The sequence below is a fragment of the Clostridiales bacterium FE2011 genome (assembly GCA_017569305.1).
Classification (GTDB): domain Bacteria; phylum Bacillota; class Clostridia; order Christensenellales; family Aristaeellaceae; genus Aristaeella.
Genome location: CP069418.1, coordinates 3,433,220 through 3,453,513, shown reverse-complemented (window position 1 = coordinate 3,453,513; position 20,294 = coordinate 3,433,220). Strand labels below are relative to the sequence as shown.

Sequence of the window (20,294 nt, the reverse complement as noted above, 5' to 3'; positions counted from 1 at the left end):
ATGGACTCTGTATATGTTGTCGGCCATAAAAACCCGGATACGGATTCCATCGTATCCGCCATGGCTTACGCCGCGCTTCAGAACGCCCTCGGAGGAGAGCAGTATATTCCTGCCCGCTGCGGCCACCTGAATACGGAAACCTCCTTTCTTCTCGAAAGATTCGGCTTCCAGCCGCCCATTTACCTGCGCACGGTTCGTACGCAGGTCGCCGATATTGATTATGACACCCCGCCCATGGTTGGTGCGGGGGTTCCTGTTTCTCATGCCTGGAAAGTGCTGCACAAGGAAGATAACAGTGTTTCCGCCCTTCCCATCATTGAGGAGGACGGGCGTCTCTTCGGCCTGATCACCGCGGGCGGCATGGCGGAAAACGATATGGATTCCGTCAACAATCCTTTTGTTTCTTCCATACCTGTGTTCAATCTCCTCAGTGCTTTGGAAGGCCATATCATCAACGCTGCGGAAGATACCTTTGATGAGATTTCCGGAGAGGTGATCGTAGCCCTGCCCGGTTTTTCTTCCCGCATCGGACCCGGATCCGTTGTCCTCTGCGGTGACCAGAAGGATATGGCGGATCTTGCCATTGAGAAAAAAGCTTCCTGCCTTATTTTCTGCGGCACGTCCCTGGGAGAGCAGTATCGCGGCTTGTCCTCTTCCACCTGTCTGATTGTCTGTCCCTTTGATGCTTACCGGGCTTCCCGGCTCATATTCCAGGCCATTCCGGTGGGCCGGATTGCCTGCTCCACCAATCTCCATTTCTTCCACCTGAATGATTACCTGGATGACGTCCGCGAGATTGTCATTCAGAGCCGTTTCCGTACTTATCCGGTCCTGGATGATGAGGACAAGGTCATTGGTACCCTGTCCCGCTATCATTTGATCAGGCCCCGCCGGAAAAAGATTGTCCTCGTGGACCATAATGAAGTCAGCCAGGCTGTATCCGGCCTGGATCAGGCGGAAATCGTCGGCATCATCGATCACCACCGGCTGGCGGATGTGCAGACCGGCAATCCTGTCTTTATGCGGAATGAGCCCGTAGGTTCCACAACCTCCATCATCGCGACCATGTACCAGGAGCATGGGCTCATGCCATCGCAGAAGATGGCGGGGCTGATGGCTTCCGCTATTATTTCGGACACCGTTATGTTCAAGAGTCCTACCTGTACGCCCCATGACAAAGTCCTCGCGGAGCGTCTGGCCCGTCATGCGGGCATTGACTGCGAGGAGCTTGGCAAGGCGATGTTCTCCCGTGGTGTATCACCTGATATGCCGGCGGAGGAGCTTGTCCGTTACGATATGAAGGATTTCCATCTGGGCGTGCACTCTCTGACCATTTCCCAGATTACGACTGTAGAGTCGGATCCTTTCCTTGCGAAGACAGAGGATTTTGTTCGTTCGCTGGAAAAGATCCGTAAGGATAAACAGTATGATCTGTCTCTTCTGATGATTACCAACGTCCTGAAGGAAGGTACGGAGCTTCTTTACGCCGGAGACGCGGAGGTGATCCGAAGTGCCTTCTCCGTGGATGACCTGAAGGGAAATCATGTTTTCCTCCCGCAGGTTCTTTCCAGGAAGAAACAGATTGTTCCGGCCCTGTCTCAGCTGTGGGGATAAAAATGAGCATAAGAAAGAAGGAGGTCATTCGACCTCCTTCTTATTATTTGTTCAATATGCTTCCAGGTCTGTGACGTCAATCACCGCGCCGGTATTGTAATCCAGTTTGACGGTCTTCCCGCTCTCATAGTTCACCTGGATGTCATAGGGATTCAGCAGGATCTCATAGGGACCGTAGATGTCCGGATCTTCGATTTCAGACTGCCACAGCACATATCCGTCGCAGTTGACTGCGATAGGTGCCGGACCGTCAGTCCCTGCAATATACATGTTTCCCGAATCCGTATCCACTGTATGAATCGCTGCGTCTCCGAAGGAGCATACGTTTTCCATCAGTGTCCACATCTCAATGCCGTCCATCAGGTCCAGCATAATCAGCCCATATTGTGCGTCATAGACGTAAACCTGCGGCTCGTCTTCCGTTCCGCCCATAAAAGCGCGGAGATTCCGGAACTGGCCGGTCTGTTTTACACCTTCAGTATAGCCCCAGATCGGCTGGTCATCGATAAAGCATCCGACCCTGAGGTATTCCCAGCTGTCTTTGCCTTCGGGCATAACCTCGTAGGCCGCCAGTACGGCAACATTGAATTCTTTCCAGTCCAGGGCGATGGATCCGTTGCCGATGATTTCCTCACGGCTCATGATGCTGTTGAAAGCCTTCGTTTCAGCGGGCTCAGCTTCAGGAGCCGGTTTGAGGTATTGCTTCAGGATATAACCTTCCATCCCGTCATATTCACAGCGGATGAACAGCTTTGCCTGTTTTTTGTAATTGCTCGGAGCATATTTTGCCACGTTGTTGTTGCAGTACAGCACAATGGAATCAAGCGGTACTTTGGCAAGTACGGTGGCTGTCTTGTACGGAGCTTCCCGCAGGGAAACATAGTCCTTGCACTTCACAACGCGCATGGCGCCCAGATAATACTTGTCCTTTACCACTGTTTTCCGCTCGGCTGTACCTGTACAGCAGCATAAACAAAGGATCAGGAATAGCAGAATGAAGGAAAGGGATTTCTTCATTGCTGTTCCTCCTTATAATCATAAATTTATTGAACAAAAGCTTTTTTGAATCCTCCGGATGCCCTGCGGATCCTGATTATAATCGGACAAAGTTATCGATAAATCGCTATTGCTTTACCCGGATATATATAGGATTTGCCGGCTGTACAGGGGGATATGGAATAATTACTGTATTATTTTACTCCTAATCCCCTCAATCCACAAGCAAGAACATGAAAAATACTGTATATCCCTTATGTTATGGGTATAATAATATCCAGTATACAGTATGCGGCCGTCAGATTGTCGCAGGAAAGTGGTGTTGTTATGAATACGGAACTGGTTGTCTTCATTGTCTATCTCTGCTTCATGCTCGGGATCGGCGTCTACTTCTTCGTGAAGGGCCGTGGCAGCGGTGAAAAGGAATACTTCCTTGGCGGCCGTAAAATGGGTCCCTGGGTTTCCGCTCTTTCCGCCGGTGCCTCCGATATGAGCGCCTGGGTGCTGATGGGTCTTCCCGCCTCCATTTATGCCGCCGGTATCGGCAAGGCCTGGATCGCGATCGGCCTGGCCATCGGTTATGCACTCAGCTGGATTTTCCAGGCTCCCCGTCTCCGTCGTTTTTCCATCGCGGCAAATGACTCCATCACTCTTCCCCAGTACCTGACCAACCGGTTCAAATCCTCCAGCAAGATTCTGCAGATCCTCTGTGCCGTGATCTTCCTGATTGCCTATACCATCTATGCCGCTTCCAGCGTCAAGGCCTGCGGCACCCTGTTCAACACCGTCATCGGTATTGATGCCACACTGGCCATGTATATCGCCGCAGCGATCATCATCGGCTACACCTTCATGGGCGGTTTCAGCGCTGTCTGCTGGACAGACTTCTTCCAGGGTCTGCTGATGCTCGGCGCCCTGCTGATTGCACCCATCTTTGCACTGGGTCTTATCAGCGGCGGCCAGGGCCAGATGACCATGGAAAGCCTGAGCGCTGCCAATCCTGATTACTGGAACCTCTTCCCTGACTGGAAGACCATTGCTTCCGGCCTCGGCTGGGGTCTCGGATACTTCGGTATGCCCCATATCATCATTCGCTTCATGTCTGTCCGCAGCGACAAGGACCTGCGCAAGAGCGCGAAGATCGGTATCTCCTGGAATGTGCTGATCATCATCTTCTCTGTGGCTGCCGGCTGCATCGGTCATCTGTTCCTGGGAGAAGTCGGAGATTCCTCCACCGTGTTCATCCAGATGGTACGCTCTATTTTCCCCGCGATTATTTCCGGCATCCTGCTCTCCGCAATCCTGGCCGCTTCCATGTCCACCGCGGATTCCCAGCTGCTGTGCGCCTCTTCCGCCTTTGCGTCTGACGTGTACAAGCCCGTTATCCGTAAGAACAAGACCTCCGATAAGGAAATGTTCTGGGCCGGCCGGATCGTCGTGCTGATCATCGCGGTTGTTGCGGTTATCATCGCCTCTGATCCCGGAAGCAAGAGCATCATGGATCTGGTGGAGAATGCCTGGGGTATCTTCGGCGCTGCCTTCGGCCCGGCCATCCTGCTGAGTCTCTTCTGGAAGCGCTTCACCTTTAAGGGCGCTGTTGCCGGTATCGCCGCCGGCGCTGTTGTGGACATTACCTGGCTCGTGATCAACACCCGCCTGTCCGCCGCCACTGCCGGATACAACGGCATCTTTACCCTCTATGAAATCATCCCCGGCTTCATCGTCGGTTTCATCGTCGCGGTGGTTGTCGCCCTGCTCGATAAGGAACCCAAAAAGGAAGTCCTCGATCTCTATGATTATGCGACCTCCGATGCCATCGAGTAAAACATCTGGTTTTATACAGTACCGGTCCGGCAGTCATGCCGGACCGGTTTTTTGTCTGGAGACAAAGGAAAAGAGCACGCTGTTTCAGCGTGCTCCCAGGAAACTCATTCAATATTGAAGCGCTTCTTGAAGCGGTCAACACGTCCGCCCGTGTCTACCAGCTTCTGCTTGCCGGTGTAGAAAGGATGGCACTTGGAACAAATATCCACCTTCATCTCTTTCTTGGTAGATCCGGTTTCAAAAGTTTCACCGCATACGCAGCGAACCACGCACTTACCATACTGGGGATGAATATTTTCCTTCATTGCTGTTTCACCTCTTTCGCGTATGCAATGGCGGTTAAACCGCAAAAAGTATATTAACATAATCGTGTTTCGTTTGCAAGCTTTTTTTGTGAGATTATGCTATAATTCCTCTGTCTTTTACAGGAGGTGATATGTGAATGGCTTTCAGACTTCCCTCTTTTTCTCCGGAGGAAAAAGCCGTATATTCCATGATCTCCGTTAATGACGGCCTGTTGGCCAGGGAAATTGCTTCCGGCCTTTCCATGGAGCGGAAGCAGGTCAATCACCTCCTCTTTTCTTCTCCCCTCATGCATGAGCTCTGTTTCCAGGATGCTTCCTTTCGCTGGCATGCCCTGATCCGCCAGGCTCCGGTTCATGAAGGATTATATGAATTTTCCGGCTGGTATGGCACAGTCAGGGAATTCCTTGATACGCCTGAGGATGAATGGCTTGCCTCCCTGCAGGAAGGCTGTGTGAGAATCGGCCGCAATCTCAATGATCAGCGTGGGTTGATTCATTCCTTCCTGGACTGCCGCAGCGTCATGCATTCCCTTTTTCATGACTTGTCAGGCATGATGGATTCCTCTTACCTGGACTGGGAAATTGTCTTTGAACTGCGGCTGAATCGTGCGCGCATGATCCGTATCTATGCGGATGTGCTTGTGATTACTCCCGGTTATGTATTCAGCCTGGAATTCAAAATGAAGAATAAACCTGATCCGGATGAAGTCCTCCAGGCCGCGAAATACATCCCGTACCTGGAGCTGATTTTCGGCCCTTCCTATGAGGCTGTTCCCGCGCTGGTGCTGACATCAGCCTCCGATCTCTTTGAGTTCGAACCCATCGGAAACACGGACATGGTGCTTCCTGCCGCGTCAGGCGATATGCTCTTTAATGTCTTCAATGAGTATATGGGTTTTCTTTCCTGAAGACGGGATGTCGCCGATGTGAAAATTGCGTGAAGCAAAGGAAATAAAAGGCTTTGCGTCGAACACATACAACGTTGATTTTTTATGAAAGGACTCTTGTTTCTTACTATGAATACAGAACAGGAAAAGAAATTCGATGTTGGCGGACAGGCTGTTATGGAAGGCGTGATGATGCGTTCTCCTACGGCCACTGCCGTGACTGTCCGCCGTCCTGACGGCTCTATGGTTACCAAGCTGACGCCTTTCGTTCCGCTGAAGGATAAGCATCCCTGGATGGGCAAACCCTTCATCCGCGGCATCATTAATATGGGTACCATGCTTTATTACGGTATGAACACCCTGGAAGACTCCACCAAAATGCTCGGTATGCTGGATGAGGAGCCTACAAAGTTCGAAAAGTGGCTCGCCCGTAAGCTTGGCAAGGGCGTCGACAAAATCGTCATGGCCTTTGCCATCATTCTGGCAGTCATTCTTTCCATCGCTCTCTTCATTGCTCTGCCTGCCGGTGTGGAAAGCCTGCTCCGCAGTACCGGAATGCCTACCGTCGGCTACACGCTCATCGGCGGCTTCGTTAAAATTCTCATCCTGATCGGCTATATGATCTTCTGCAGCTTTGTGCCGGAAGTCAGGAGAACCTTCCAGTATCACGGAGCGGAACATAAGTCCGTCCACTGCCATGAATCCGGTCTTTCCCTGACACCTGCGAATGCGCAGACCTTTTCCCGTCTACATCCCCGCTGCGGTACCGCATTCCTGCTGATCGTCTTTGCCATCAGCATCCTGCTTTTCCTGGTGCTGAATGTGCTTGTCCCTATCAGTAATTTCTTTATTCGTTTCCTCTTCCACCTGGCCATGCTTCCCATTGTTGCCGGAGTCAGCTATGAGGTCCTGATGGGCCTTGCCCATTCAAGCAGCAAAGCCGCATGTATCCTGCGGTGGCCCGGCCTGCAGATGCAGCGTCTCACCACCCGTGAGCCGGATGAGTCCATGCTGGAATGCGCCATTGTTTCCGTAAACGTCGTCCTGAACGGCTTCCCGGAACATGTTAAGAAAACGCCTGAAGGCTGGGGGATCTTTTCCAGTTATCTCGAATCTGAACCCGGATACATCCCGCCCGAACCTGAAGAAAGCGAGCCTGAGAACGAAACCGAAACATCCGATGATGCCGAGGTGTAATGTATGACGTGCCGAGATTTGATCCGCCGCACAGCAGAGCAGTTCAGCGCAGCTGGTGTGCCCGACCCGGTGAATGACGCCGCTTTGCTGCTCTCTCACCTTACGGGTTTTTCACCGCTTTCCCTGCGCCTGGATGAAGATACTGTCCTCGATTACAGGGTATCTGAAGCCTATCAGCTTCTGGTTGAGCAGCGAATCTCCCGGATTCCCCTTCAGTATATTCTTGGGGAAGCGCCTTTTTACGGCCGTCTTTTCCGCGTGGATTCCCGAGTGTTGATTCCCCGTCCGGAAACTGAACTGCTGTGTGACTGGGCGCTGGAAATTCTCCGGGATCATCCGCTTTCCCGTGTCCTGGATCTGTGCTGCGGCAGCGGATGTATCGGCATTACCCTTAAGGCTGAAAAACCGGATGCTTTTGTCACCTGCTCGGATCTTTCCCCGGAAGCCCTTGCTCTTGCCGCTGAGAATGCTGAACAGCTCGGTGTGGACGTGGCATTCTGCCGGAATGATCTTCTGGATGGCTTTTCCGCTTCCGGTTTTGACCTGATTATCAGCAATCCGCCCTATATTCCTTCTGAAGTCTGCAATACCCTGCAGGAAGAAGTCCTTCAGGAGCCTCGTCTGGCACTGGACGGCGGTCCGGACGGTCTTTCGGTATACCGCAGGATCATTCCGGACGCATACAGGTCCCTGGTATCCGGCGGAGCCCTGATGATGGAACTCGGTGAAGGCGAAGATGCTGAAGTCGAAAAACTGCTTCTTGATCATTCTTTTGTCTCTGTGGAAATCCGGGAGGATCTGTCCGGAATCCGCAGGATGATTCTTGCAAGAAAACCCTGACGGAGGATTCATGTTTACGAAACTGGAGAGCCTTTCAGACCGCTATCGTGAGCTGTCCGAAGCGATTGCCCAGCCGGAAGTCATACAGGATTTCCCGCGCTATCAGGCCTGTCTGAAGGAACGCTCTTCCCTGGAACCCGTTGTGGACAAATACGAAGCTTTCCGTCGTGTGGAACAGCAGATTCAGGACAACCGGGAACTTCTTTCCGATCCGCTTTTTGTTTCTGAGGCGGAAAAGGAGCTCGCTGACCTGGATATGCAGCGTGAAAAACTTATTGCTGATCTCAAGCTTCTGCTTGTTCCTCCGGATCCTTTGGATGACCGGAATGTGATCATGGAAATACGTGCCGGCGTAGGTGGAGAAGAAGCCGCCCTTTTTGCCGGCGACCTGATGCGGATGTATCTGCGTTATGCCGACCGGAACCAGCTGCAGGCTTCTCTGCTTTCTGTCAGCGATACGGATCTGGGCGGTGTCAATGAAGCCTTGCTGATGTTTTCCGGTCCGGAAGCCTTCGGCCGCCTGAAATTCGAAAGCGGTGTACACTGTGTCAAACGCGTTCCTGTCACTGAAAGCAGCGGCAGGATTCATACTTCCACTGTTACGGTTGCCGTTTTCCCGGAAGCACAGGAAGTGGAGTTAACCCTCGATCCCGCGGATCTTCGGATTGACGTCTTCCATGCTTCCGGCCACGGCGGACAGGGAGTCAATACCACCGACAGTGCCGTCCGTATGACGCACCTGCCAACCGGTCTGGTTGTCACCTGCCAGGATGAACGCAGCCAGCTGGAAAACAAAGCCAAAGCGCTTCGTGTACTCCGTTCTCGCCTGTATGACAGGCTTAAAGAGGAACAGGCTGCGGCTCATGCGGAAGACCGCAGGAACCAGATCGGATGGGGTGAACGCAGTGACCGTATCCGCACTTACTACTTTAATCATGATTATGTTGTCGACCACCGCCTGAATCTGACGGTTAACCGTACGGCCAATGTCATGAACGGCGATCTGGCACCTTTTATTGATGCGCTTCGCCTGGCGGAAAAAACAGAAAAAATGAATCTCCTGAACCGGAAGTGATTGCTTTGAAAACAGATCTCCTTTTACCGTCAGCGGAAACTTATGCCCTGGCGTCTGAAATCCTGAAAAACGGCGGACTGGTAGCCTTCCCGACCGAAACAGTTTACGGCCTGGGCGCCAACGCCCTGGACAGTGACGCGGTTCTCTCCGTTTTTGCTGCCAAGGGCCGTCCTGCGGACAATCCCCTCATTGTCCATATTCATGATCAGGCACAGCTGGAACCGCTCTGCGATCTTCCGGACGGTGCTCAGCTGCTGATGGATCAATTCTGGCCCGGCCCGCTGACCATCCTTTGCCCGAAAAAGCCCGCCATTCCGGATACTGTCACGGCTGGTCTTCCAACGGTTGCGGTTCGTATGCCCTCCCATCCGGTTGCCCGTGCGCTTCTCCAGGCCTGCAACCTTCCTGTTGCCGCCCCTTCAGCCAACAGTTCCGGACGTCCCAGTCCCACAACAGCCGCCCATGTCATGGAGGATATGAACACAAAGATCCCCCTGATCATTGACGGTGGTATGTGTGATGTCGGCGTGGAATCCACCGTGCTGGATCTTTGCCATGGCGAGCCTGTGGTTCTTCGTCCCGGCGGAATTACGCCCGGCATGATCAGCAGTGTTCTTGGCTGCGAGGTACAGGTGGCAGGAAGTGTCCTGCGTCCCCTGCGGGAAAATGAAACAGCCCTGTCTCCGGGAATGCGTTATAAGCATTATGCACCCCATGCTGTTGTTACGCTTGTGGAGGGGCCGGAGGAACGTGTCGTTCCCCTGCTCCGCAGGCTTTATGCGCAGCAGGAGGCGGAAGGGGTAAAATCCTGCGTTTTGTGTTTCTCAGAGCATGTGAAGGATCTGGAAGGCTGTCATCCCCATGATATCGGTTCTTCCTCGGATCCTTCTGAGATTGCCCACAGGCTCTTTGATATCCTGCGTAAACTGGATGAAGAAAATATGGAAGCCGTATTCAGTGAGGTTATTCCTCCCGAAGGCGTTGGCCTGGCGGTGATGAACCGCCTCGGCCGTGCGGCCGCTTTCCGGACCATTCAGGCATAAAGAAACGAGGTTCCTGTTTCAGGAACCTCGTTTTTCTGTGCGTTTGTCAGATGCCCAGCAGTTCGCTGAATGCCTTCAGCGCTCCGTCTGTCTCATGGGCGAGAACGCGCTTGGCCAGGATCTTGCCCAGCTGTACGCCTTCCTGATCAAAGCTGTTCAGGTTCCACAGGAAGCCCTGGAACATGACCTTGTTTTCAAAGTGGGACAGCAGTGCACCCAGTGCTTCAGGGGTCAGCTGCTTACCGATGATAATGCTGGAAGGCCGGTTGCCGGCAAAATGCTTGTTGCGGTTTTCATCCTGTTTGCCGCAGGCAAAGGCCATAATCTGTGCGGCAACGTTGGCGCTCAGCTTCTGCTGGCTGGTGCTGCCCTGGATGGTAACGTCCATGCCGGCCTGGTTTTCATTGAAACCGATAAACTGCAGCGGAATAATATCCGTTCCCTGGTGCAGCAGCTGATAGAAGGAGTGCTGTCCGTTTGTGCCGGGTTCGCCGAAGATGATGGGCCCGGTGGGATAATCCACTGCTTCTCCCCTTCTGTTCACGCTCTTGCCGTTGGATTCCATATCCATCTGCTGCAGGTGTGCCGGGAAGCGGCTCAGTGCCTGGGAATAAGGCAGCACGGCTGTAGCCGGATATCCGAGCACGTTCCGCTCGTAAACGCCGATCAGCGCGTCCAGCATCGCGGCGTTGGTCATCGGATCTTTGCCGGCGGCCAGCTTGTCTTCTTCAGCAGCGCCCTGCAGGAAACGGTCAAATACTTCCGGTCCGAAGGCCAGGGAAAGCACCGCTCCGCCCACGGAAGAAGTGGAGGAGAAACGTCCGCCGATAAAGTCATCCATGAAGAAGGCGTCCAGGTAATCGCTGTTGCCCGCCAGCGGAGAAGTCTCGCTCGTTACGGCAATCATATGCTTTGAAGCGTCCAGTCCGGCGTTTTTCAGTGCTTCCTTCACAAAGGATTCGTTGGTCAGGGTTTCCAGCGTTGTACCGGATTTGGAAACCAGGATAAAGATCGTCCTGGAAGGATCGATTGTGCCCAGTACGCCTGCGGCGTCGTCCGGATCCACATTGCTGATGAACTTCGCTTCCATTTTGAAGCAGCCGTTCTTCTTGGCCCAGTTTTCCAGGGCCAGGTACATTGCGCGGGGGCCGAGGTCGCTGCCGCCGATACCGATCTGCACCACGGTGGTAAAGGCTTCGCCCTTTTCGTTCACAATCTCGCCGTCATGGACCTTTTTGGCAAAAGCGGCAATTTTGCGCTGCTGTTCCGTATAGAAAGCGCGCTTGTCTGTACCGTCGGCATTCACTGCGCCGCCCAGCTGGCCGCGGGTCAGGTGATGAAGCACCAGGCGCTTTTCTCCGGTGTTGATGACAGCGCCGTTATACAGCTCCTCAAACTTGGAAGCCAGCTGCGCTTCTTCCGCCAGTGCGCACAAATCCTTCAGGATAGCGTCGTCCACCTGCTTTGCCGCATAGTAATAGGTCATGCCGGCTGCCATTGGGGCATTATACTTCTTGACTCTTGCTGTTCCTTCTTCACCGGCCATGGCGCGGGTAAGGTCTACCCTTCCGTTCTGGCCCAGGTGCTGATAGGATGTCAGTTCATTCAGATTCTTCCACTGATTCATTCCGGAACCTCCGTAACAATTTGTATTGCATGCATATTATAACTTTCAAGGCGGATGCTTTCAAGCTTTCGCCATCAAAAAATCCCCGTACCATCCGGTACAGGGATTTTGTAAAGCAGTCGTATAATCAGCGCTTGCTGAACTGCGGAGCACGACGGGCTGCCTTCAGACCGTACTTCTTGCGCTCCTTCATACGAGGATCGCGGGTCAGCAGGCCGGCCTTCTTCAGGGCACCGCGCAGTTCCGGATCAGCCTTGCAAAGGGCACGGCTGATACCGTGACGGATTGCACCGGCCTGACCGGTCAGACCGCCGCCGTTGACGTTCACCAGCACATCGAAGCTGCCGGTGTTTGTCAGGGTCAGGGGCTGACGAACAGTCATCTTCAGGGTTTCCAGACCGAAATACTGATCAATATCACGCTTGTTGATCGTGATCTTTCCATCGCCGGCAACCAGACGGACGCGGGCAACGGCTTTCTTACGGCGACCAACCGCATTGAATTCTACCTTAGCCATTCTCTTTTACTCCTTTCCGCGTCACTTCAGATCCAGCACTTCAGGCTTCTGAGCAGCCTGCTCATGCTCGGCTCCGGCATAAACCTTAAGCTTCCGGGCCATCTGGCGTCCCAGGGGTCCCTTGGGCAGCATGCCCACGACAGCGCGGCGAACGGCAAACTCGGGCTTTTCGGCCATCAGCTTGCGATACTTGGTCTCTTTCAGACCGCCGGCATAACCGCTGTGATGATAGTAGATCTTCTGATCCAGCTTCTTGCCGGTCAGGATAGCCTTGGAAGCGTTGATGATGATAACATAATCACCGGTATCCATATTGGGGGTATAAATCGGCTTGTTCTTGCCGCGAAGGATGTTGGCAACCTGGCTGGCCAGCCGGCCCAGAACCATCCCGTCCGCGTCGACAACGTACCATTTGCGGTCGATGTCAGCAGCCTTAGGAATAAATGTCTTCAAAGTACTTCCTCCTTGGGTTGATGGTTGAAGTGTTTCCTCACATGATGGTCGCATGTTCGGATTGAGTCAATGGCTACCGGGGCTAGCGGAGCTATTGATTGCCAAACGCTATTTTACGTCAAACAGCAAATGAAGTCAAGCATTTTCTTTGCCTGACTTCATTTATTTTCGGGGTTTTCAGGGATATTGTCAGATCCGGATGCCGGACTCCCTCATTTTCTGCTCCAGTTCATCCGCTTCCCCGTGGAAAACGATCCCTTTCCAGCCGCATGCAATGGCTGCGGCCACGTTGGCTGAAGAGTCGTCCGTAAACAGGCATTCTTCCGGCTTCAGAGAAAACTTTTCTGTGAAAAGCCTGTATATTTCCGGATTGGGCTTGACCGTTTTCACATCCCAGGAGATCATTTTCCCGTCAAAATATCCGCTCACCGGATACTTCGGCCAGTATTCATGCTGTGCGGAACTCGCGTTGCTCAGGAGGTAGATCCGGTATCCGGCCTCTTTCAGTCGTTTGATAAGGTCTTCCATACCGGGAATCATATCCCTCGGATAGGACCAGTTATAAAGAAGGTTCCTTACTTTTCCCCTCAGCCTCTCTGGAAATCTGGGAAGGATCAGCGGTTCAGCGGTTTCTTCCGTCAGCGTTCCCGCGTCCATCTGCGCCCATTCCACAGAGAGGAAAAGTTCATTCATAACAATTTTTCTGTCTTCAGGATCCAGGATGCCTTCCCTGTCTATAAAACTTTTCGGGTCAAACTGGATCACTACGTTTCCCATGTCAAAAACGATATTACGGATCATGCTGCAGTTTCTTGTTCCTCTTTCGGCATTCCTTCTGCTGCCGCGTGTGCGATGCCGAGCTTTCCTTTTATTTTCTCTATGCGCTTCCTGCGCTTTTCCCGGATGGCAAGGCGTTCGCCCAGGTCCCGTGCCCCGACGCCGTACACCAGGTATAGGATCAGACCGGAAATAATCATGATGAATACGGTGGATGCGCACCGCCGTCCGGACGCGTTCATGTTGACGTTGTTCCTGCCTTCATCCTCACACATGCTCTGGATGACCATGGCGTAGGTCGTACCTTCTGCTTTCTTGAAGGTTGCTCCCATGTCATATTCGGAGAACAGTGCGTTAAAATTCAACGCGAATACAGCCAGGACGCTTGGCAGCACAATCGGCAGCTTAACCCTCAGGAATGTGACCACCTGGCTTGCGCCCAGGTTCCTGGCTGCGTCCTCCAGTTCGTCGTCTATCGCGTAGAAAGCCGCCTTGATCATTCTCACGGCAAATGGCAGCTTAACCACCATATAGGCCAGAACAATCAGGATCCTGACATTCTCTTTCATATACAGGTTCTGGCCGAACACATAGAACACGTTTCCGTTGAAAAAAGTCCGGAAGGAGTAGCAGATCAGGATAGTCGGAAGGAGCCACGGGAAAAGCAGGCAGGCCTCAACCAGCTTGCCCCGTTTTTTCTTCTTATGCTTGAAGATATAGTTTACAGCAATCACAACGATGACGCAGGCCAGTGCCGCCGCGATGGCGGACATGATGAAGCTCAGCCGGATACCGCCCAGGGTCTTTTCGTTGCCGAACACGCCGGAAATGGCGCCTTTGCTCACCATTTCCTTTCCTTTCCAGTTCTGGTAAATGTAATCCTGGTTGCCGAAGTAGTTGGACAAAGTCCAGGAGGAAGCGTCCAGCACCTTGTTTCGGACGTTGCCCCAGTTCTGGAAGGAGAATACGATGATCATGACCACAGGGGTCATGTAGATCACAAACAGGACATAGGCATAGATATGCGCCAGAATGTTAGCTACAGGATTCTGGATTTTCTGCTTCACAAGCTTGGCCTTGGTTTTGCTGACGGAAAGGTAGTGACCTTTGCTTTCATAATGATTCAGGGTCAGCAGCAGCGTAATCGTGCACATTGCCAGAATCACGGACAGGAGAGCCGCCCGTGCCTGTGGGAAGGATTCATCCGCCGCCGATGATCCGGCAAGCCGGACAATTTCCGGGTTGATGGAGTTGTATCCCAGCAGCGTAGGCGCTGACATGGCGCACAGGCCGGTGATGAACGTCATAACCGTCAGGGAAAACAGCGTAGGCAGCAGCGTGGGCATAACCACTTTCAGCAATACCTTGAAAGGCTTTGCGCCCAGATTTCGTGCGGCTTCCACGGTGTTGTAGTCAATTCCCCGTATGGCATTACGCAGGAACAGCGCATGGTTGGAGGTACAGGCAAACGTCATAGTAAACAGTACCGCGTTGAAACCTGTAAACCATTGCTTGTTCATCCCCGGGAAAAAGTCTGCAAGCCACTTGGTCATCAGTCCGTTCGGATCATACAGGAACTGATAACCGGTAACCAGCGCGACGCCTGAATAAATCAGGGTCGTCATATAGCCGAGACGCAGGATTTTCGCGCCTTTGATATCAAAATATTCAGTCAGCAGCACAATGGAGATGCCGACCACGTTGACCGTCACAACCAGGCACATGGCCAGCCGGATGGAATTCCACAGGAACAGCGGCATGTTCCCCGCGAAGAAGAACCGGATAACGGCAAACGGATCCGGATTGCCTGCCGCGTCTGTCTCCCTGAATACTGATGTCAGGGTATTGAAGCATGGAATAACCATGAAGCCGAGGAAGAGATAGACGAACAGGACGCCGCCGAAGATGCCCCATAGCTTTCCCAGGCCGTATTTTTGCTTTCCGGCAATGGAAGCCTGCATGATCTCACCTCCCTCAATAACTCATGATATCCTTCGGATCGATCCGCAGGATCACGTGATCGCCGGGTTCATAGATGTTGATACCGTCGTTCTTTTCCACAACCTTCAGGGTCTGTCCGGCGGTCTGTATTGTATATTTGATAAACAGTCCGTAGTATTCCTGGCTTTCAATCACACCTTTAACGGAAACAGCCTGTCCGTCTGTGGCTGGCTCGTCACCGCTGTCGGCCCTGACGCCGATCCTTTCAAGACGGATATAATGCACCTTGTCCTGCGGCAGGTTCATGAGGGAAGTGATTTCAGCCTGAAGCTTGTTGATATCGCCGATAAAGTTGGCCACAAACTCAGTGGCGGAATGATTATAGACTTCATTGGGCGTGCCAATCTGCTCAATGTATCCCTTGTTGAATACGGCAATCCGGTCAGACAGCGTCAGTGCCTCTTCCTGGTCGTGTGTGACGTAGATTGTTGTGATGCCGAATTCGCGCTGCATTTTCTTCAGCTCGTTCCTAAGGTTTACCCGCAGTTTTGCGTCCAGGTTGGACAGCGGTTCATCCATGCAGATGATAGCCGGTTCCGTCACCAGTGCACGGGCAATGGCGACGCGCTGCTGCTGTCCGCCGGAAAGCTGTGAAACAGCTTTGGCCAGCTGTTCATCGGTCAGGTCAACTTTCCGGGCAATATCCTTTACCTTCTGCTCGATCTCATCTTTCTTCATTTTCTTGATCTTCAGGCCGAAGGCTATATTATCCCGTACTGTCATGGTCGGAAACAGCGCGTAGGACTGAAACACGATCCCGATATTTCTTTTTTCAATAGGCACGTGGGTGATATCCCTGCCCTGCATGGAAACTGTCCCTTCAACCGGCTCAATAAACCCGGTGATGGTACGCAGGGTTGTGGTTTTGCCGCATCCGGACGGTCCGAGGAATGTAAAGAACTCCCCTTCCTTTACGTCCACATTGATGTGGTGCAGCGCTTCAAAGTCGCCGAACCGCACGACGATATTTTTCAGATCGATCATTTCGTTTCAGTCCTTCTTTCTCCGTTTTATGGAAAAGGGGCTGCCGACACGCGGCAGCCCCGGATATCAGGGCATGTCAGGTTATTCCTGCTTCTGGGTCAGGGTAGCCCAGTCCAGGTTGTCCCAGTCGGGTTCTGCCGGGGCATTGGCGTTGTCGGCCCAATAGAATCCCAGGTTGGTCATAATGTTGGTCCATTCGGAGGAATGGGCTCCGACGTACTCGGCGTAGGTCATTTCAGTGCCGGGAACGGTGGTAAGGGAGCAGTTCTTGATCGCGTAGATCGGGGGAACCTCGTCATACAGCGCGTCAACAGCTTCCGCATTGCAGGGATAGGAATCGAACGCGTCGGACCAGGCGATCTGGGTTTCGGCGGAACCGAACCACTCAGCAAACGCTTTCACAGTCTCGGTCTCTGCTTCACTGCGGCCTTCACGGTCCAGTACGCCGATGTATTCAGCAATATAGTAGGTGCCGTCGGCGATGTCCACCAGGCCCCAGTTCTCGCCAACCGGTACGCCTTTCAGCGGATGCTCGTAAGCAGGGTTTTCGGAAGTGGCGGTGATTTCGCCATACAGGGAGGAGGAGTAGAAGGTGGAAACCTGCACGTCGCCGCGGATCAGGGGCTCCAGGCCGTACTTGTCGCCGGTGTTCTGGCCGTTCGCGCAGTATGCCCACAGCCGTTTCCAGCCGTCGATGGAGATGCCGCCGGCTGGAGATTCGGGATCAGTAAAGGAGTACAGCATGGCGTTGTTGATGTTCATGTTCGTCGTGCCGCCAACCTTACCCTGACGGTACCAGGTGTATCCGCAGTCCACCAGGTCTGCCCAGTGATCAAACTTCAGGGCTTCGCCGTTGGTGCCGAATTCATCGTTCCGGTACAGCATCAGGATGTTTTGGATCACCAGGCCGTAGGCCTTGCCGTCGAATTTGTATTCGCCGACTTTATCAGCCCAGGTGGGAGCCCAGTCCATCACCTTCAGGTTTTCATACTGGCCGTTGACCAGCTGGGACCAGCGGACTTCGTTCAGGCCGAAGATCAGGTCGCCGTCTTTATTTTCATTGGCAGCCTGTACCGCAGCGGTATCGCCGGAAATAACGGAGTTGTCGTCGATGGAGATGGTAAAGCCGGCTTCCTTTGCCTTTTCAATCAGCCAGGTTGTCCGCTCAGTGGAATTGGAGTTGCTGTAGATACGGATGGTGTATCCGTCGTCAGCCTGTGCAAAGCTGAGCAGGGAGAACGTCATCACAGCAACTAAAAGAACAGCAAACAGTTTTTTCATGGGTGCCTCCTGTTGTATTCACCTGTCGGTGTTTTTTGTTGGGTGTATTATACCGCATTTCGGTATCGTTTTCAATGGATTTGTTCAAAAATTGTTTTTTTCATCCCGTTATGGCAGGTAGTGAAGGCCTCTGAGGCCTTTGGGATAATGGTTTTTGATCATGCCGCCGCTGCCCTTTCCCCATCCGGCGGAAAGGCCGTTATACCGCATCAGCGTCCAGCCTTCCAGGCTGCTTTCAATGGTTTCCCCCGCCAGGAATTTCACTGCTTCATCAGGCGTCATATCACAGGTTTGCATATCCGGCGTACGGAAGCACAGCGCCGCGGCGTGATCCGGAAATGCGTTTTTACCCCGGACTTCGCCCAGGTGCAGGCCGATTCGCAGCGTACGGATCCCCTTCAGGTCCGGAAGCTCCGGAATGGAGACCAGGGTATTTCCGAACAGGTGTGTTGCCTTCGGTAGTTCCGGGAAAGTTCCGGCAAATACGGTGCTGTCGTTTTTTGAGGGAGTTGGCAGGGATCTGTCTTCCGGCAGAATCGCTTCTCCTTCACCCGCTTTCCGGAAAAGCGCGGCAAACTGTCCCTCGCCCTTCAGCCGGTGCGGATAGCATGTGAACATACCTTCCGGTGCGTCAATGCCCGGCAGTGAGAATGCTTCCATCCGGAATTCCGGAAACTGTGCCGTGAACCACCGGGCATTCTCTTCATTTTCCCTGGGATTATAGGTACATGTGGAATAAACAAGTCTTCCTCCCGGCCTGACAAGCCGGGCTGCGGCACTCAGGATTTCCCGCTGCCGTTCAGCGCATCCTTCCGCTTTGTCCTGCGTCCACTCGTTTCTGGTTTCCGGATCCCGCCGGAACATCCCTTCCCCGGAACAGGGAGCGTCCACCATCACCGCGTCAAATCCTTCCGGCCACTGCTTCGCCAGCTGTTCCGGCTTTGCGCAGGTAACAATGGTATTGGGCAGTCCCATTCTTTCAATATTGCTGCTCAGGATGGCAGCCCGCTTCGGCACAGGTTCATTGCATACCAGCAGCCCTTCCCCCTGCATTCCGCAGCCGATCTGGGTGGATTTCCCGCCTGGCGCGGCGCACAGGTCCAGGATTTTTTCGCCCGGCCGGGCGTCCAGCACAGCCGCCGGCAGCATGGCTCCCGGTTCCTGGATATAATATGCGCCGGTTTCGTGCAGGATCATGGATCCTGCGGCGGAATCCGGGGCAAGGTAATATCCGTCTTTTGCCCATGGCACACGGCCGCCCTCGGTCAGTGCTTTTGCAGCCTCTGTCACTTTCAGGGGATTCATCCGGATTCCCCTGACCGGGGGTTCTTCCAGCGCATGCAAAAATGCGGTCAGCTCATCACCGAGCTGCTGCCGCATTCTGCTGATAAAGTCTTCAGGAAGCTTTATATTCATATTTGTTCCATCCATTCGGGAGCCATATAGCGTTTCACGGCCAGCGTCGGCGTTGTCAGCCGGCACCGGTCGAGTACGTCCTGCTTTCCGGCTGTGATAACTTGCCGGATGCCCATCCTTTCGGCGCATTCCAGCACCGTTTTCTCCCCGGCTTCAATCATGTCCGGTTTTGTCTGATCCGCCAGGTTGGTATTGTTGATCAGCGCGTCAATTCTCAGCCGTCCCCGGTTTGAGATCCGCTGCGCCAGGTCAATGATATCGTCCGCGTCTTTTGTCAGCGGCCTCATGCAGTTGATCACAAACAGCATCGCTGTCTGTTCCCTTCTTGCAATAAAGGAGGGATAAAACCGCCCCAGCGCCGCTGCACCGGTGTCGTCTCCGCCCACGTCAAAAATCACTTTGTCTGAAGGAACTTCAAATACGCTCTGGATTTCTGCCGGCAGGGCCGGAATGTCCACAGTGGTCATGGCAAATGTCGGCATCAGCATGCGTACGCCGGCCTTTTCCATTTCTTCCGCTTTTTCACCGCTTCGGAAATAAGGATTCACGATATCCAGGTCAACCAGCGTCGTCCGGCATTCCCGGGAAAAATGCATGGCCAGGTTCAGGGCCAGCTCCGTCTTTCCGCTGCCGTAATTTCCGGTCAGTACCAGGTATTGTTTACCTGTGAGGATTTCATTCATTCCTTTTCTTCCTCGCTTTTCTTCCATCCTCTCGGATAAACCGGTTCGTGATAGGCCTTCTGGCTGTTGATCACGTTTTGCGGGGCTTCAAACGGATGCAGCTCTTCTTCCGGATCGGAGAACAGCTCGCTGACGTTGATTCTCCTGCGGCGGCGGTAAAGCACAGGCTGCTCTTTTTCCGCTTCCTGTTTTCCAGCCGGAGCGGTTTCGGTTCTCAGTTCAGCCGCAGGTGCGGGTACAGGCTGCTGCGGCCTTCTGTAAGGGCTGTCGGCGGGCACATGATATCCGGCCGGCGTAACCGTAACCGGCACGGATTCACGCGGTGCCGTGTATACTTTTTCTTCTTTGGGTGCCTCGGGTTCCCAGCGTGAGAAATCCGTCGGTTTATAAGTCTCTTCAGGTTCCGGTTCAACGGTTTTCTGCATGATTTGTATGCTTTCAGCCTGCTCCGTAACCGCCGGCACCCTGCGCCGGACCGGTCTTTCATTCATCAGGGGACGCCTTTCAGGGATCGGTTCCTCTTCCTCCTCTTTTTTATGGAAAAAGAAGCTTTTCCATACCTTGTAAGGTTTCCACCTGACAATATAGACGCCCAGGTCGGATACCAGTCCGATGATGCAGAGGACTGCGGCAATGGGAATCCAGTATTTGCCGATCCACGTCAAAAGGGAGCCGCCTTTTTCACTCGTAAAAGCCGACCACACAGCAGATATGATTCCCTGCAGCCATCCAAGCATGACCCGGAACAGTGTATTTGCAAAACTGCCCATTCAA

Annotated in this window: 19 protein-coding genes; 7 read left to right on the top strand and 12 right to left on the bottom strand. The window is 53.3% G+C overall.

The features are described 5' to 3' along the window. Complete coding sequence (locus tag JRC49_15475; GenBank protein QTE71159.1) at positions 1–1,614, top strand: putative manganese-dependent inorganic diphosphatase; 1,614 nt, start codon at positions 1–3, stop codon at positions 1,612–1,614. A 51-nt stretch (positions 1,615–1,665) separates the two neighbouring features. Here the strand turns inward: JRC49_15475 and JRC49_15470 are convergent, their stop codons facing one another. Next, positions 1,666–2,631: a hypothetical protein gene (locus JRC49_15470; protein QTE71158.1), complete on the bottom strand. Its 966-nt coding sequence runs from the start codon at positions 2,629–2,631 to the stop codon at positions 1,666–1,668. Positions 2,632–2,937: 306 nt separating this feature from the next. Between JRC49_15470 and putP the strand changes: the two genes are divergently transcribed. After that, positions 2,938–4,434 carry a sodium/proline symporter PutP gene (gene putP / locus JRC49_15465; protein QTE71157.1) on the top strand — a complete coding sequence of 499 codons (1,497 nt, stop codon included), beginning with the start codon at positions 2,938–2,940 and terminating at the stop codon, positions 4,432–4,434. Between the two features lie 104 nt (positions 4,435–4,538). Here the strand turns inward: putP and rpmE are convergent, their stop codons facing one another. Then, positions 4,539–4,739, bottom strand: coding sequence for a 50S ribosomal protein L31 (rpmE, locus tag JRC49_15460; GenBank protein QTE71156.1), 201 nt, complete (start codon positions 4,737–4,739; stop codon positions 4,539–4,541). Positions 4,740–4,876: 137 nt separating this feature from the next. On the opposite strand from rpmE, the gene JRC49_15455 reads away from it, so the two are divergent. The 5 genes from JRC49_15455 to JRC49_15435 all read left to right on the top strand — a co-directional run bounded on the left by JRC49_15455 (position 4,877) and on the right by JRC49_15435 (position 9,781). Further along, positions 4,877–5,647 carry a helix-turn-helix domain containing protein gene (locus JRC49_15455; GenBank protein QTE71155.1) on the top strand — a complete coding sequence of 257 codons (771 nt, stop codon included), beginning with the start codon at positions 4,877–4,879 and terminating at the stop codon, positions 5,645–5,647. A gap of 84 nt (positions 5,648–5,731) precedes the next feature. Next, complete coding sequence (locus tag JRC49_15450; GenBank protein QTE71154.1) at positions 5,732–6,823, top strand: DUF1385 domain-containing protein; 1,092 nt, start codon at positions 5,732–5,734, stop codon at positions 6,821–6,823. A gap of 3 nt (positions 6,824–6,826) precedes the next feature. After that, positions 6,827–7,663 (top strand): peptide chain release factor N(5)-glutamine methyltransferase, encoded by an 837-nt coding sequence (gene prmC, locus JRC49_15445; protein ID QTE71153.1) that lies wholly within the window; start codon positions 6,827–6,829, stop codon positions 7,661–7,663. 10 nt (positions 7,664–7,673) lie between these two features. Continuing rightward, positions 7,674–8,738, top strand: coding sequence for a peptide chain release factor 1 (prfA, locus tag JRC49_15440; protein QTE71152.1), 1,065 nt, complete (start codon positions 7,674–7,676; stop codon positions 8,736–8,738). Between the two features lie 5 nt (positions 8,739–8,743). Continuing rightward, a complete protein-coding gene (locus tag JRC49_15435) occupies positions 8,744–9,781 on the top strand; it encodes a threonylcarbamoyl-AMP synthase (protein ID QTE72902.1) in 1,038 nt (345 codons plus the stop codon). Between the two features lie 46 nt (positions 9,782–9,827). Here JRC49_15435 and JRC49_15430 read toward each other — a convergent pair whose 3' ends face one another. From JRC49_15430 to JRC49_15385, 10 genes are all read right to left on the bottom strand, one after another. Next, positions 9,828–11,408 (bottom strand): glucose-6-phosphate isomerase, encoded by a 1,581-nt coding sequence (locus tag JRC49_15430; GenBank protein QTE71151.1) that lies wholly within the window; start codon positions 11,406–11,408, stop codon positions 9,828–9,830. Between the two features lie 127 nt (positions 11,409–11,535). After that, the gene (gene rpsI / locus JRC49_15425; protein QTE71150.1) at positions 11,536–11,925 is read right to left on the bottom strand and encodes a 30S ribosomal protein S9; all 390 of its coding nucleotides are present in this window, start codon (positions 11,923–11,925) and stop codon (positions 11,536–11,538) included. Positions 11,926–11,946: 21 nt separating this feature from the next. Further along, entirely contained in the window at positions 11,947–12,432 is a 486-nt protein-coding gene (rplM, locus tag JRC49_15420) for a 50S ribosomal protein L13 (protein ID QTE71149.1), read from the bottom strand. A gap of 135 nt (positions 12,433–12,567) precedes the next feature. Beyond that, on the bottom strand, positions 12,568–13,179 hold the full coding sequence (locus JRC49_15415; protein ID QTE71148.1) for an HAD family phosphatase: 612 nt from the start codon (positions 13,177–13,179) through the stop codon (positions 12,568–12,570). Beyond that, the gene (locus JRC49_15410) at positions 13,176–15,116 is read right to left on the bottom strand and encodes an iron ABC transporter permease (GenBank protein QTE71147.1); all 1,941 of its coding nucleotides are present in this window, start codon (positions 15,114–15,116) and stop codon (positions 13,176–13,178) included. The genes JRC49_15415 and JRC49_15410 overlap by 4 nt, the downstream gene beginning before the upstream one ends. A 13-nt stretch (positions 15,117–15,129) precedes the next feature. Beyond that, positions 15,130–16,140: an ABC transporter ATP-binding protein gene (locus JRC49_15405; protein QTE71146.1), complete on the bottom strand. Its 1,011-nt coding sequence runs from the start codon at positions 16,138–16,140 to the stop codon at positions 15,130–15,132. An 81-nt stretch (positions 16,141–16,221) separates the two neighbouring features. Further along, a complete protein-coding gene (locus JRC49_15400; GenBank protein QTE71145.1) occupies positions 16,222–17,421 on the bottom strand; it encodes an extracellular solute-binding protein in 1,200 nt (399 codons plus the stop codon). A gap of 108 nt (positions 17,422–17,529) precedes the next feature. Further along, complete coding sequence (locus JRC49_15395) at positions 17,530–18,837, bottom strand: RsmB/NOP family class I SAM-dependent RNA methyltransferase (protein QTE71144.1); 1,308 nt, start codon at positions 18,835–18,837, stop codon at positions 17,530–17,532. After that, entirely contained in the window at positions 18,834–19,520 is a 687-nt protein-coding gene (locus tag JRC49_15390) for a hypothetical protein (GenBank protein ID QTE71143.1), read from the bottom strand. Before JRC49_15390 ends, JRC49_15395 begins: the two co-directional genes overlap by 4 nt. Then, positions 19,517–20,290: a hypothetical protein gene (locus tag JRC49_15385; GenBank protein ID QTE71142.1), complete on the bottom strand. Its 774-nt coding sequence runs from the start codon at positions 20,288–20,290 to the stop codon at positions 19,517–19,519. The genes JRC49_15390 and JRC49_15385 overlap by 4 nt, the downstream gene beginning before the upstream one ends. Between the last annotated feature and the right edge of the window lie 4 nt (positions 20,291–20,294).